Here is a 13,671-nt window from a genome sequence, read left to right as displayed (position 1 = left end):
GTGGGGGTGGGCGATCCGCTGCTGGTGCTGCCGCACCTGTTCCATCTGCTGTGGTCCGGGGCCCTGGTGGCCGACCTGGCGGGGGAACTGCTGCACAGCGGGACCACGGTCTGGGCGAGGGGGAAGAGCCGGTGACGTTCTTGCAGCGGCCGATCGCGATCGAGGCCGGCGCATGGGTGCGGGCCGAAGGGCAGGTCCGGGCGGTGGTGGCGGTCTCGGCGACGTCGGTGACGCTGACCGGCGAGGGGGAAACGGAGCCGCTGGTGGTCGGGACGGGCGAGCTGCTGGCCGCGGTGGACTTCGCGGTGATCGGCAGCCCGGTGCGGATGCCGCTGCCAGCCGCCTCCCTTCTGGAGACGCTGCCGCAGGAGGCGAGGCAGAAGGCCCTGTGGTGGGAGGGGCACATCCTCGAGGTGCTGCACGGCCTGCCGCGGGGCGCGGGCCCGGGTGTCGAGCCCCGGCCCGAGTACGGTCCGGGCCTGTCGTTGACGGTCCGCGAGCGGGCGAAGGCCGCCGAGCTGACCGCGGCGGGCCACCCGGCCGCGGCGAGTACGGTCGCCCTCAAGCGGCGCCGCTACCAGGCCCAGGGCGTGATGGGGCTGGCCGATCACCGGCCGGTCCGCAAGAAGCCGGCCTTCGGGGCGGTGGACGACAAGATCGTGGCGGCGATGCGGCAGGCGGTCGCCGAGGCCGTCGACGCCTCCACCCGCCGGGGCACGTTCATCATCTGGCGGACCGGCGAGCTGCTGCGACAGACGCCAGAGGGACGGGCGGTGAAGCCCCCCTCGGAGCGGACCCTCTACCGGCTGCTGGCCAAGCTCACCGACGGCACCCACACGTTCGACTCGGCCGTCACCCGGCGTTCGCGCGCCCACGGGGCGATCGGGCCGTTCGGCGAGCGGACGGTCTTCGCGCCGGGCGAGATCATGCAGATCGACTCCACCCCGCTCGACGTCCTGGTCCTCATGGACAGCGGGGTGACCGGAAAGGTCGATCTCACCGGCATGATCGACGTCGCGACCAGGACGCTGACCGCGGCGGTGCTGCGGCCGACCACGAAGTCGGTCGACGCGAGCGTGCTGCTGGCCCGCACGGTCACCCCCGAGCCCATGCGGCCGGGCTGGGCCGACGCGCTGGCGATGTCCCGCTCGGTGCTGCCGCACCGCCGGCTCCTTCAGCTCGACGAGCGCCTGGCCCACGCCGCCGCCCGGCCGGTGATCGTGCCGGAGACGATCGTCTGCGACCACGGGAAGGTCTTCATCTCCCGCAACTTCCAGTCCTCCTGCCGGTTCCTGCAGATCGAGTTCCAGCCCACGCACAAGGGCTCGCCCTTCGAGAAGGGCCACATCGAGAAGATGCTCGGCTCGGTGGCCACCTTGTTCGCCCAGTTCGTGGCCGGCTACACCGGCCGCAGCACCGACCACCGCGGCCGCCACCTGGAGCGCGAGCGGCTGTGGTCCCTGCTGGAACTGCAGGAGCTGCTGGACGAGTGGATCGTCGCCGCGTGGCAGAACCGGCCGCACGACGGGCTGCGGGATCCCGCGCACCCCGGCCGGGCGTTCACCCCGAACGAGAAGTACGCCGCCCTGATCGAGGCCTGCGGCTACGTCCCGGTCGCGCTGAGCGGCGACGACTACGTCGAACTGCTGCCCGCCCTCTGGCGGGTCGTCAACGACTACGGCATCAAGATCAAGAACCGGATCTACGACAGCGAAGAACTGGGCCCGATGCGGCGCCAGCACTCGGGGGTCCAGGCCAAGCACGGGCTCTGGGAGGTCCATCACGACCCCTACGACGTCTCCCGGATCTGGGTACGCGACCACCACGGCGACGGTGGCTGGGTGCCGGCTACCTGGAAGCACCTGAAGCGGGTCCCGGTCCCGTTCGGGGACCTGGCCTGGGACCACGTCGCCCGGCAGCTGCCCGAGGCGACGGAGGAAGAACTCGCCGACGCCGTCTCCGCCCTGCTGACCCGCGCGCACGCCGGCCCGCCCGGCGAGCCGGGCCCCAGGCCAAGCCGGCGCGAGCGGCGAATCGCGGCCCGCACCAAGAACACCGGCCCCTCCATCCCGGTCTCGGCAGCCGAACCAGTCACCGAGCCGGATGACGGGGAGTCTCTGGCCGAAGTGATTCCGCTGGGGCTGTTCGACCCGCTCGAAGACCCCTGGAGGCGGAAGTGAGCGAGCCGGAGGAGCCAGGACAGCACCTGACCACCCTCGAAGGCTGGGTCCGGTTCGTCGACCGACCACCCGAGGCTCCGCCGTTGCTCTCCCCGGGCGAGTACGACGCCCTGCCCGCGGCCAAGCGGACGTCCTACGACGAGGACCGGCTCGACTACCACACCCGCCTGCTCGTGGTCCGCACCTCCACCGTCCAGCACACCGTCGCCACCGGCCGCCGCCTGGTCCTGCTCAACCGGCACGCGATCAGCGCCCGCCGCGGCCTGATCGTCTCCGGGCCAGCCGGCACCGGCAAGACGATCGCCATCACCCAGCTCGGACTGGCCCACGAACTCCTGGACCGCTCACGCCATCCCGGTGATCTGGGCCGGATCCCGGTCGTCTACATCACCGTCCCGCCCGCCGCGACGCCCCGCATGATCGCGGCGGAGTTCGCCCGCTTCCTGGGCCTGCCGGTGACCGCCCGGTTCAACATCACCGACATCATCGAGGCCGTCGTCGGCGTCTGCACCGACGCCCGCACCGGTCTCGTCCTCGTCGACTTTACCGACCGCCCGTAGTCCTGCCCGTGATGTCCGTCTGGGACTGTGACCAGCACGTCCTGGGCTTGTTTACCGACCGTGTCCGGGACGTCTGTCATGTTCTGGAGTCGGTACGGAGGACAAGTGGTACGGCACGTCGTGATCGGGGACTTGAGGGTCCAGCAGATCGAGCGGAAGGACGGGCGGCGGTCGTGGACGATCGTGTGGCCCGAGGGGACGCTGCACAAGGAGGCGGACCGGTTCCTGCGTGAGCACGAGGGCTCGGGCACGCAGAAGACCTACGCGTACTACCTGGTGGACCTCCTGCGGTGGCTGGAGCGCGAGTGCCTGGGCTTCGACACAGTCCAACTGCGGGACCTGGAACGGTATATGGGCATCGTTGGCGCCGAGGTTCGCATACCGCTCGGGGAACCGTGGCGGGTGGGCAAGCGACCCTACGGCCGCTCGGCGCTGTCGACCGCGGCGGCCTGTTTGAAGGGCTTCTACCTGCAGCAGGCTTCTCGCGGCGTCAACGGCGAGCTCGGCAAGAAGTTCGATCAGTCCCGGCTGCCGTCGCGAGTGGACAAGCGCCGCTCGTTCCTCGGGCATGTGAAGAACACCCTGCCGACCAACCCGCTCGCGCCCTCGGGGCCGCACCGCCGGCACCCGAAGATGCTGCCAGACGGGGCGAGGGAGAGGCTGCTGGAGACGGTGAACGCCGCCCGGGACCGGCTGGTCGTCGACTGGCTTGCCGACGGCGGGCTTCGGATCGGTGAGCTCTGCGGGCTTCACTTGGTCGACCTGCACTTGCGGGAGAACGCGGCCTGCGGTGAGTGCCGCACCCCGCACCTGCATGTCTGCCACCGGCCCGACAATCCGAACCGGGCTGAGGCCAAGACCAAGCATTCCTGGCGGGTCGAGCACGGGACGGTAACCGGCGGGCTGATCAAACGAGTCAGCCCTGCGATGGTGCACTCCTACTTCGAGTACATCACCACCGAGTACCCGCACGGCGCTCGGCACGGCTCCTGGTCCAGTTGCACGGCGCCGACGCCGGGCAGCCGTGGGCACCGGTCGGGGCCCGGCGGATGCTCGGCCGGGCCGGGAAACGCGCTGGCCTGGGGCTGGTGAAACCCCATGCCTTCCGGCACACCTTTACCTCAGCGGTTCTCGACGCCGCGGACGGCAACCTCCTGATCGCCCGGGATGCCGGCGGCTGGGCATCGGCCGCGATGGTCGACGAGGTCTACGGGCACGTAGACGTCCATGACCCGGCGTTCGACGCCGCACTGCGCGCGGTCTGGGGTGAGGCGTGATGCGGCGGCAGGAGTACCTTTGGCCGCTGTTCACCGAGCGCCCAGACCGGGTTGGCCGCGACCGGCTGGAGATCCTGACCGCGCTGATCGGCGGGCCGTCCTTCGACCCGGTCTACCGGCCCGACATCATCGAGATACCGCGCGGCCACGCGATCTACCGGTGGGAGTGCATCGTCGGCGGTTGTGAACGCACCCGGGCAGGCGGGGCGGAGCTGTGCTCGGATCACCAGAGGCAGTGGGTCCGTGACAGCGAGCGCGGCATGGGCAAGGCCGCCTTCGTGGCCGCGGCCCAGGGGCTGGACCGGCACGTCGGGGCGGAAGAGAGAATCTGCCGGATCTGCCCTGAGCGGCCCGCGGCCCACAGCGAACTTCAGTTGTGTCAACGGCATTTGAGCCGGTGGAAGAGAGAGGGAGCCGACAGGGTGTCCTTCGGTGCCTGGGCGAGCAGTGAACAGCCGTGCCCCGGCTACGGCCCCTGCGGCGCGGTCGTCTGCCCGGATCTGGCCGACTCTCCGCTGGGATTGTGCTCCTGGCACGGCAGCCGCTATCGCCGTGATGGCAGCCCTGGCGACGTCACGCTGCCGCACAGTTGGTGGTCGCGATACGAGAAGATCGGGAAGCCGGTCCCCGTCGAGTACGGCGACCAGGCCGAGTTCCGGCGCTGGTGCGCGGCTGTCCCCGCGCATCCATGGCCGGGGCAGATCAATCTGCGCGGGCTACGGCCCCTGGTGCGGGCCGAGATCCAGTGGGGACTGTTCGTACATGCCCGCCGGGCCCGTCCCAGCCGGTGGGACCTGGGCTGGATCCGGTCGCTGGTGGCCATGTGCCGGTCGTTGGAAGTGAACTCCCTGGTCGACTTCGAGTTCGGGACCGAACGTGCAGCCGGGGCGATCGCCAAGGACATCCTGCATGAACTACGGCTGGTCTACTTCACCCCGCAGGAGGCCAAGGATGCCGGCTTCCTGGAGACCGAGCACTTCGGGGTGCTGTTCCCGCACCGGATGAGCCACGTCGACCTGACCGGTATCCCGCAGCGGTGGCTGCGGGATCTGACCTGGGACTATTTGGCGGACCTGTTGCGGTCGCCGCGCTGTCCCCGTTCGGCCGGCCCGGTCGACGGTCTGCGCCGGGCCGCCATCGAGCTGGGAGCCTTCCTGGAAGTTGAGGCTCCTGGCGGTGGCCACGACCCTGCGGTTCTGCGGGAAGAGCACGCCCAGCGGTTTGTCGCCGACCAGCGTCATCGCGAACGCGAGGGGCTCTCCTCGCTGGCTGTGAAGCGGCCGGACGGATCCGCGAGCATCGTCACCACCGTCACACGGTCGGTCGTGTTCAACGCGGTGCGCAAACTGATGCGCGATGCGCTGGACACCGGTGCTGCGGAACGGCTGGGCCTAGATCGGGAGTTCATCATCGTGTTTCCGGCAGCGGGTACCACTGGCCGGACTGCGCGTCGGCCCTTCCCTGATGAGGTCGCCCGGGCCCTGGCGGACGAGGTGAATCTGGCCGAGCTCGCCGCTACCTATGACGTCAACGACAACGGCGTCCGCGACATCTGGGAGGCCACCGTCATCACCGGCCGCCGCATCGGCGAGGTCCTCAAGGTGCGGTGGGACTGCATCGGCCGCTACGGCGGTCTGGCGATGTTCTGGCACGACCAGACCAAGGTCGGCAACTACGACGCGGCGATCCGCATACCCGAACGCCTCTACAACATCCTCGCCGAGCGCCAGCGCAAGACCCTTGACCGCTTCACCGCCCGCTACGGCTACCGTCCGGCTGGAGACCAGCGCGCCGCCCTGGCGCTGTTTCCCACGACCTACCGCAGCCAGGACGGGACGGTGTCGCTGACCCACCAGTGGTTTCACAGCCGGTTCCGGCCCTGGGTGGACGCCATGGACCTCGGCCACTACGTCCCCCACCAGGCCCGCCATACTCTGGCCACCAACCTGTTGCGTCACGGTGCCACCCTGACCCACATCCGCCGCTATCTGGGACAGGTCAGTGACCGGATGGCAGAGCACTACGTCCATCTGACCAGCTCCGATCTGGAGAACGTGCTCCAGCACGTCTGGGTCGCCGGCCCCGGCGCGGCCCAGCCCGGCGAACTCCTGGCCGGGGAGACCACCCCTCTCACCCGCGAGCAGGCTCAGGGCATGGCCATCGACCTCGCCCGCCGCAGCACCCCAGCCGAGGGCGGGTTCTGCACTTTCCAGCCCGTCGTCGACGGCGGCGCCTGCCCCTGGAACCTCGACTGCCACAACTGCGACAAATTCGTCCTCTCAGGCGCCGACCTCCTCTACTGGCGCCGCAAACGCGAACAATGGCGGCTGCTGGCCGAAGGCGCACCCGACGACGCCACCGCCGACTACCTCCACCGCTACTTCGAACCCACCGCCCGCGCCATCGACGGCCTGGAGAAGGCCCTCGCCGGGCTCGGACTCCTCGACGACGCCCTCGCCCTGGACCTGCGCAAACCCCAGGACTACTTCCACCGCGTATGGTCCACCGCCTTCCGCGCCACCGACCTCGCCGACGCCGGCAGCGACGAGCCGGACGAGTACAGCGATACGTGCACAGCCGACGGCGACGACCCCGAACAGGACGCCGCATGAACACCGGCCCCCTTCCCGACCCCCGCACCGCAGCAGCCCTGACGGCCCGCCGCCGCAAGACCGAAGCCGCCCTTGAGCGCGTCCACCAGGCCATCGCCCGGCTCCGACGCGAGAAAGCCCAGGTCAGTGTCGCCGCCATCGCCCGCAGAGCGGACGTCTCACGCACCTTCCTCTACGACAACGTCGAGGCCAGAGCCGCGGTCGCCGCAGCGATGGAGCAGGCCGGCGAACGCCGGTCTCTCATGCTCGCTGAGCAGGACGACGAGCGCGAGGCGACCTGGCGCGAACGCGCGTTGAACGCCGAGGAAGCCCTCAAGGCCGCCCACACCGAGATCCTCAGCCAGCGCAGCAGAATCGGCGAACTCCTCGGACGGATAGGCGACTTGGAAGCTGAATGGACCGAGGAGGCCATCCAGCGGATCGCCACCGAGAACACGACCCTCAAACAGCGGGTCCGTCAGCTCACCACCGATAACCGCACCCTCGACGAGCGGCTCAAGGCCGCCCGCTCCAACCTGCGCTTCCAGGACCGTCGCGTCGCCGACCTCGAAGCCCAGATCGTGGGTCTCTGACAACCCGGAGGCCACTCCGTCCGGTCCGGTGACCAGGGGAAACCTTTGGTCGCCGGACCATTCCGTATGCCAGGCTTCTGGGTATGGAGCCCCACAACGAACAGGCCGCAGGCGACGTTCTGCATCAACGCGGCTGGCGCAAGGCCTTCACAGTCCAAGAGATGGTCGACAAGTGGGCCTGGCTCGTGGGCGAAGTCGAGGGTGGCTACGACGACCTGGTGGACGAATACACCAATGACCTCTACAGCCGGAACTGGCTGCACGAGGCGTGGCCGATCCTTACTGAGCGCGTGATCATCCTATGGACACCGCAGATCAAAGCCCTCGACGATCGTTTCCGGGCCGCCACCGTCTTCGACGACGGCATCTCCTTGTCACAGTTCCATCGAATCACTGACTTCGACCCCATCGACATGTGGTGGTGGCGGCGACACCCGCGTCTACTCGTCGGCGATCTCGGCCGCTCGCTTCGTTCGGCGGGCGCCACCGACTGATCATCGGCAGGACAACGCATGAGACGCCCGCCAGGCCACGGTCGCCACCCGGATCACTCGGACAAGCGACAACATCGACCCACCTGAGCGTCACGGACATGTAGTCTATGAATCGTCGCAGTTCAGAGCCGGTTCACGAGCTCCTGCAGTCGGTAAAGCCGACGAGCTCCACAACATCTCGCTGACCAGCCGCAACGGCGCCGAGGTCTCCGACACCCTCAAGTACTTCTCCGAGCGCATCCCCGCGACGTTCGTCTACGCCGGCATCAACGTCGAGCGACCCCTGGCCGGCGTCCGCGGTGAACAGATCGCCGGCCGCTTCAGCCTCATCCGCACCCACCCCTTCCCCTACGGACCCGAGTGGAAGGGCCTGGTCAGGACCCTGGAAGGCACGCTGGTCCTGCTCAAGCACGAACCCTTCAGCCTAATCCGCCTCGACCGCTTCCTCCACGAACGCTGCGGCGGCATGATCGGCTCCCTGTCCCACCAGATCCGCGGCGCCGCGATCGACGCGATCCTCACCGGCACCGAGGAACTCACCAAGTACGGCCTGGAGGACGTTCCGCTCGACCTCGCCGCCTCGCCCAAGCCCCGCAAGCGGACCGTCCGGTGACCCCCGACACGGAGCCGGACCCCACCGTCTCCCGCCTCCCGCGCCAAGTGCGGCCTCTAGACCGCGAAGGCGTCGAGGCCTTCATCGTCCGCCTCGCCCAGGCCAACCACCTCCAGCCCGCCTACCTGCGGGACTACCTCTGCCCGCCGCCCCACCACCGCGGGAAGCCGAGCTGGGGCCGGCTTGCCGCGGCGACCGGCCGTCACCCCGCCGCTCTGCGGGAAGCCCTCGAGGGCCCGGCGGCGCGATGCGCCGAGTGCGATGCCCCGCTCCCGCCGAAGGGGATCGCTGGCGGAAGCCCCCGGCGCCACTGTTCCGCCCGCTGCCGCCAACGCGCCCATCTGCGACGCACCATCGGCACCCCGACCTGCGGTTACTGCGGGATCGAACTGCCCCGAACCCCAGGGAAGAGCACGCCGTCCTGGTGTTCCCCACGCTGCCGCCGGATGGCGCACCGCCAAGGAGTCGAGCGGCCCCCCGAGCCTCCGGCCCCGACCGCCTCCCCGGCAAAACTCTGCACGAAGTACGGCGAGATCATCCATCGCATCCCCATGAGCCGCCGCGGTCCGGCGGGCTACTGCCAGCGATGCCGAGACCAGGACTACCTCCACCGCCAGCAGAACCCAGCCCAACCCCTCGCTGGCCACAGCGTCCCCACGGGCCCGACCTGCGGCTTCTGCCGATCCCCCATGGACTCGGCCTCAGCAGCCCGACGGTGGTGCTCGCACGCCTGCCGACAGGCCGCCTACAGAGCACGGAAACTCGGTGAGATCCCGACGACAGTGACCCGTCTCAGCGAAGTTTGACGGGCGTGGGGCGCTGCCCGACGGCGCTGCTGGGGGAGGTGCCCCTCCTACAGCACGGCAACGCATGACTTCAGGTCGGTGTCCAGGAAGACCAGGTGGGTGCCTTCGGCGGTATCGACACGTCCCAAGGCAACGGGGTCATCTCCCGCACGCCGAAGATTCGGCAACCCCTGTTCGAAGTCCTTGCAGGTGGAGATGCCGTCTTGTGCCATGCACTCAGCCCGCCATGCGTAGATGTCGAGGTAGCGGTGAGCCGACTGCAGCCCTTCCCACACCTTGAAGACTGCCCCGGCCCGCAGGGCCAGGGCGGCCTCGTTAGCGGCGTCGGTCGCATGTCGTTCGAGAGCCGTGGCCAGATCTTCGCGATTCACGACGTGCAGTATGGCGCGCCGCAGGCGCCCGCCGTCGCCCGGCCAAGACGGAGCGAGCGAACCGAGGACAGAAAGCACTTGAACACCCAGGTCAGCCCGTATGCGCACCAGTCGAGGGCTCCTCGCCACCCGGCGGCCCCGGGCTCTAACGGGTGCTCGGGCCGAACTGCTCGGAGATGTTGTTCCACATGAAGCTGTCCCGCCACTCCGGCGCTGCACCGGCCCAGCCGAGCAGGGCCCCCAGGATCTTCTCCTGGGAGACCGTCTGTGTCTGGTAGTGCAGCTCAGCCACGCCGTCCCGGTATTCGAGCTGGAAGGTGTTGTTCTCGCGGAGCAGGACCTGGATGTACCAGCTGCCGGGCCGCTCCTCGTCCACCCGCTCCAAGACCAGGTGAGCGTTCCCCCGTTGCAGGTCGGCCAGCATCCTCCCGATGGCCAGCTTGGAGGGCCGCTTCACCACATGGCCGCGTTCGTTGGTCGCAATCAGCATGGCCCGATCATTCAGCAAGGGTCTGACACCGCTTGGCGAGGCCCTGACCTGGGCGGTCAAGGTTCGATGGCACGAACCGCACGGTGGTCAAACTTCAGTGGCAATCGGTCAAGGTTCGATGACACCGGACACCCTCACGCGGGGACCGCGTGACAGGGCGTCACGCCGTCGTCGTACCAGACCCTCACGCCGTGGTCCTACCAGGCCGTCGCGCCTCCCCCGCCGCGGAGCGGCTTCAGCGCGCCCCGTACACCGGCTGCGGTGTCTCGGCGGCCGCGAGCAGTCCGGACGCGGCCGCCCCGGCCTCGGCCGGGGTCCAGCGGGCGCCCTTGTCGGCGGTGGGGCCGGGCCGCCAGCCCTCCATCACGGTGATCCGCCCGGCCTCGGCCTCGAAGACCCGGCCGCTGACCCCGGCGCACGCCTCGGACCCCAGCCAGACGACGAGCGGCGAGACGTTCTCCGGGGCCATCGCGTCGAACCCTCCCCCTGCGGGCGCCGCCATGGTCTCGGCGAAGGTCTCCTCGGTCATCCTGGTCCGGGCCGCCGGGGCGATCGCGTTGACCTGCACCCCGTAGCGGCCCATCTCGGCGGCGGCCACCAGGGTCAGGGCGATGATCCCGGCCTTGGCGGCGGAGTAACCGCCCTGCCCGACGCTGCCCAGCAGCCCGGCCCCGGAGCCGGTGTTGACGACCCTCGCCGCCGGGACCCGGCCGGCCTTCGCCTCGGCGCGCCAGTGCGCAGCCGCGTGTTTGAGCGGCAGGAAGTGGCCCCTGAGATGGACGCGGGTCACCGCGTCCCAGTCGTCCTCGTCCAGGTTCACCAGCATCCGGTCGCGGAGGAATCCGGCGTTGTTGACCAGGGTGTCGAGGCGGCCGAAGGAGTCGAGGGCGGTCGCGACGAGCGAGGCCGCGCCGTCCGTGGTGGCTATGTCCCCGTGGTGCGCGACGGCCTCGCCGCCTGCCGCGCGAATCTCCTCGACGACCTGCTGGGCGGGGCCGGCGGTGGTACCGGAGCCGTCGGGTCCCACGCCGAGGTCATTGACGACGACTTGTCCGCCCTCGGCGGCGAAGGCCAGGGCGTGGGCGCGACCGAGTCCGCGGCCCGCGCCGGTGACGACGGCGACGCGACCGGCGCACAGGGCTGTCGATGAGGTCATGACGAGTGTCCTTTCGAGGGGCGACGAGCGGAGAACGGGGCGCCGGGACCAACGAGTGGACCGACGCTCTCCCGCGGCGTCCGTATCACTGCTACGTTGAATCTAACAAACGTTTGGTGGAAAGGTAGCTGATCTGCTCATGGGTGTCTCCACCTCCGTCCCTCAAGAGGGCGTCGCCGTCGTCACCGTGGACTTCCCTCCGGTCAACGCCCTCCCCGTACAGGGCTGGTACGAGCTCGCCGTCGCCCTGCGCGCCGCCGGGGCGGACCCGGACGTCCGCTGCGTGGTGCTCACCGCCGAAGGCCGCGGGTTCAACGCGGGCGTGGACATCAAGGAGATGCAGCGCACGGACGGGCCGGAGGCGCTGATCGGCGCCAACCGGGGCTGCTTCGAGGCGTTCGCGGCCGTCTACGAGTGCGAGGTCCCCGTCGTCGCCGCCGTACACGGCTTCTGCCTCGGCGGCGGCATCGGCCTGGTGGGCAACGCCGACGCGATCGTGGCCAGTGACGACGCGACCTTCGGACTGCCGGAGCTGGACCGGGGCGCGCTCGGGGCGGCCACGCATCTGGCCCGGCTGGTGCCGCAGCATCTGATGCGGACCCTGTACTACACCTCGCGCACCGTCACGGCCCAGGAGCTGCACGGACACGGCTCGGTGTGGAGCGTCGTCCCGCGCGCCGAGCTGCCCCGCGCCGCCGGGGAACTGGCCCGGGAGATCGCGGCCAAGGACGGATACCTGATCCGGCTGGCCAAGGCGGCCATCAACGGCATCGACCCGGTCGACGTGCGCCGCAGCTACCGCTTCGAGCAGGGCTTCACCTTCGAGGCCAACCTCAGTGGCGTCGCCGACCGCGTGCGCGACACCTTCGGCACGGACAAGGAGCAGCAGACGTGACACAGGACAAGACGATGACGGCCGACGACGTCGTCGGCCGGCTGGAGAGCGGGATGACGGTCGGCATCGGCGGCTGGGGCTCGCGCCGCAAGCCGATGGCCCTGGTCAGGGCAGTGCTGCGGTCGGACGTCACCGACCTGACCGTGGTGTCGTACGGCGGGCCCGACGTCGGGCTGCTCGCCGCCGCGGGAAGGATCCGCAAGCTGGTCGCGGCGTTCGGGACGCTGGACTCGATACCTCTGGAGCCGCATTTCACCGCCGCCCGGCAGCGCGGCGCGTTCGAGATGGTCGAGCTCGACGAGGCGATGATGATGTGGGGGCTGACGGCGGGCGCGCAGCGGCTGCCGTTCATGCCGGTGCGGGCCGGCCTGGGCTCCGACCTGATGAAGGTCAACCCGGTTCTGCGTACGGTCACTTCACCGTACGAGGACGGGGAGAAGCTGGTCGCCGCGCCGGCCCTGCGGCTGGACGCGGCCCTGGTCCACCTCAACCGGGCGGACGTCCACGGCAACGGCCAGTACCTGGGCCCCGATCCGTACTTCGACGATCTGTTCTGCGAGGCCGCGGACCACAGCTACGTCTCCTGCGAACAGATCGTGGAGACGGCGGATCTGCTCAAGGAACACGGGCCGCAGACCCTGCTGGTCAAGCGGCTGTTCGTGGACGGCGTCGTCGAGACGCCGAACGGCGCGCACTTCACCTCCTGCGTGCCCGACCACGACCGGGACGAGAGCTTCCAGCGCGCCTACGTCCGGGCCGCCCGCGACCCCGAGGCCTGGCCCGCCTTCGTCGAACGGTTCCTGTCAGGGGACGAGGCCGCCTACCAGGCCGCCGTCACCGCGTTCCACCAGGAGGAAGCATGACCGGCACCGAATCCACCGGCATCGCGGCGGCGACCCGTGCGGAGTACTGCGTGGTGGCGTGCGCCGAGGCGTGGCGGAACGCCGGCGAGATCCTCGCCAGCCCGATGGGCACCGTCCCGGCCATCGGGGCGCGCCTGGCCAGGCTCACCTTCTCGCCCGAACTGCTGCTCACCGACGGGGAGGCGCTGCTGACGGGCGACACCCCCGCGCTGGGGGCGCGGGCCTCCAGCATCGAGGGCTGGCTGCCCTTCCGCCAGCACCTGACGCTCACCGCGACCGGCCGGCGGCACGTGATGATGGGCGCCAGCCAGATCGACCGGCACGGCAACCAGAACATCTCCTGCATCGGCCCCTGGGACAGGCCCGAGCGGCAGCTGCTCGGGGTCCGCGGCGCCCCGGTCAACACCCTCAACAACCCGACGAGTTACTGGGTTCCGAAACACTCGTCCCGGGTGTTCGTGGAGCACGTGGACATGGTCAGCGGGGTCGGCTACGAGCGGGCGGCGGAGGCCGGCCCGTCCGCGACCCGCTACCACCGCATCCCCGAAGTGGTCAGCAACCTGGGCGTCTTCGACTTCGAGACCCCCGACCGCACTATGCGGCTGCGCTCCCTGCACCCCGGGGTGAGCGTCGAGGAAGTCACCGGGGCCACCGGTTTCGCCCTCGCGATCCCCGACGGGGTGCCGCTCACCCGGGACCCGTCGGAGGCGGAACTCCGGCTGATCCGCGAGGTCATCGACCCGAAGGGGCTGCGCGAGCGCGAGGTCCCGGCATGACCGGGC

Annotated in this window: 15 protein-coding genes and 1 pseudogene; 12 read left to right on the top strand and 4 right to left on the bottom strand. The window is 70.0% G+C overall.

The window, feature by feature from the left end:
• The first annotated feature begins 6 nt into the window (after positions 1–6).
• The 8 genes and pseudogenes from ACIP89_RS36965 to ACIP89_RS36930 all read left to right on the top strand — a co-directional run bounded on the left by ACIP89_RS36965 (position 7) and on the right by ACIP89_RS36930 (position 7,695).
• Positions 7–135: a hypothetical protein gene (locus tag ACIP89_RS36965; protein WP_402118845.1), complete on the top strand. Its 129-nt coding sequence runs from the start codon at positions 7–9 to the stop codon at positions 133–135.
• A complete protein-coding gene (locus tag ACIP89_RS36960; protein WP_402118843.1) occupies positions 132–2,180 on the top strand; it encodes a Mu transposase C-terminal domain-containing protein in 2,049 nt (682 codons plus the stop codon). Before ACIP89_RS36965 ends, ACIP89_RS36960 begins: the two co-directional genes overlap by 4 nt.
• A pseudogene (locus ACIP89_RS36955) lies at positions 2,165–2,722 on the top strand (ATP-binding protein); the annotation flags it as partial. The gene ACIP89_RS36960 and the pseudogene ACIP89_RS36955, both read left to right, overlap by 16 nt.
• 123 nt (positions 2,723–2,845) lie before the next feature.
• A complete protein-coding gene (locus ACIP89_RS36950) occupies positions 2,846–3,832 on the top strand; it encodes an integrase (protein WP_402118841.1) in 987 nt (328 codons plus the stop codon).
• Positions 3,829–4,017, top strand: coding sequence for a hypothetical protein (locus ACIP89_RS36945; protein ID WP_402118839.1), 189 nt, complete (start codon positions 3,829–3,831; stop codon positions 4,015–4,017). Before ACIP89_RS36950 ends, ACIP89_RS36945 begins: the two co-directional genes overlap by 4 nt.
• Positions 4,017–6,629 (top strand): tyrosine-type recombinase/integrase, encoded by a 2,613-nt coding sequence (locus ACIP89_RS36940; protein ID WP_402118838.1) that lies wholly within the window; start codon positions 4,017–4,019, stop codon positions 6,627–6,629. Before ACIP89_RS36945 ends, ACIP89_RS36940 begins: the two co-directional genes overlap by 1 nt.
• The gene (locus tag ACIP89_RS36935) at positions 6,626–7,201 is read left to right on the top strand and encodes a DUF6262 family protein (RefSeq protein ID WP_402118835.1); all 576 of its coding nucleotides are present in this window, start codon (positions 6,626–6,628) and stop codon (positions 7,199–7,201) included. Before ACIP89_RS36940 ends, ACIP89_RS36935 begins: the two co-directional genes overlap by 4 nt.
• A gap of 83 nt (positions 7,202–7,284) precedes the next feature.
• A complete protein-coding gene (locus ACIP89_RS36930) occupies positions 7,285–7,695 on the top strand; it encodes a hypothetical protein (RefSeq protein WP_402118833.1) in 411 nt (136 codons plus the stop codon).
• A gap of 133 nt (positions 7,696–7,828) precedes the next feature.
• Here the strand turns inward: ACIP89_RS36930 and ACIP89_RS36925 are convergent, their stop codons facing one another.
• A complete protein-coding gene (locus ACIP89_RS36925; protein WP_402118830.1) occupies positions 7,829–8,107 on the bottom strand; it encodes a hypothetical protein in 279 nt (92 codons plus the stop codon).
• Positions 8,108–8,161: 54 nt separating this feature from the next.
• Here ACIP89_RS36925 and ACIP89_RS36920 point away from each other — a divergent pair, with 54 nt between their 5' ends.
• Positions 8,162–8,308: a hypothetical protein gene (locus ACIP89_RS36920; protein ID WP_402118827.1), complete on the top strand. Its 147-nt coding sequence runs from the start codon at positions 8,162–8,164 to the stop codon at positions 8,306–8,308.
• Positions 8,309–9,161: 853 nt separating this feature from the next.
• Here the strand turns inward: ACIP89_RS36920 and ACIP89_RS36915 are convergent.
• The 3 genes from ACIP89_RS36915 to ACIP89_RS36905 all read right to left on the bottom strand — a co-directional run bounded on the left by ACIP89_RS36915 (position 9,162) and on the right by ACIP89_RS36905 (position 11,131).
• Positions 9,162–9,485, bottom strand: a complete 324-nt coding sequence (locus tag ACIP89_RS36915; protein ID WP_401930326.1) for a hypothetical protein — start codon at positions 9,483–9,485, stop codon at positions 9,162–9,164.
• Between the two features lie 145 nt (positions 9,486–9,630).
• A complete protein-coding gene (locus ACIP89_RS36910; protein WP_401930324.1) occupies positions 9,631–9,975 on the bottom strand; it encodes a hypothetical protein in 345 nt (114 codons plus the stop codon).
• Positions 9,976–10,210: 235 nt separating this feature from the next.
• Entirely contained in the window at positions 10,211–11,131 is a 921-nt protein-coding gene (locus tag ACIP89_RS36905) for an SDR family oxidoreductase (RefSeq protein WP_402118826.1), read from the bottom strand.
• Positions 11,132–11,270: 139 nt separating this feature from the next.
• On the opposite strand from ACIP89_RS36905, the gene ACIP89_RS36900 reads away from it, so the two are divergent.
• Genes ACIP89_RS36900 through ACIP89_RS36890 form a run of 3 tightly spaced genes read left to right on the top strand, consistent with a single transcriptional unit; the run spans position 11,271 to position 13,665 of the window.
• Positions 11,271–12,026 (top strand): enoyl-CoA hydratase family protein, encoded by a 756-nt coding sequence (locus tag ACIP89_RS36900; RefSeq protein ID WP_401930321.1) that lies wholly within the window; start codon positions 11,271–11,273, stop codon positions 12,024–12,026.
• Positions 12,027–12,040: 14 nt separating this feature from the next.
• Entirely contained in the window at positions 12,041–12,889 is an 849-nt protein-coding gene (locus ACIP89_RS36895; protein WP_402118883.1) for a CoA transferase subunit A, read from the top strand.
• Positions 12,886–13,665, top strand: coding sequence for a CoA-transferase subunit beta (locus tag ACIP89_RS36890; RefSeq protein ID WP_401930319.1), 780 nt, complete (start codon positions 12,886–12,888; stop codon positions 13,663–13,665). The genes ACIP89_RS36895 and ACIP89_RS36890 overlap by 4 nt, the downstream gene beginning before the upstream one ends.
• Positions 13,666–13,671: the final 6 nt, after the last annotated feature.

This window comes from Streptomyces sp. NPDC088730, assembly GCF_044751215.1.
Lineage (GTDB): Bacteria > Actinomycetota > Actinomycetes > Streptomycetales > Streptomycetaceae > Streptomyces.
The sequence above is the reverse complement of the archived record's forward strand: the minus strand, read 5'-3'. Positions and strand labels throughout refer to the sequence as shown.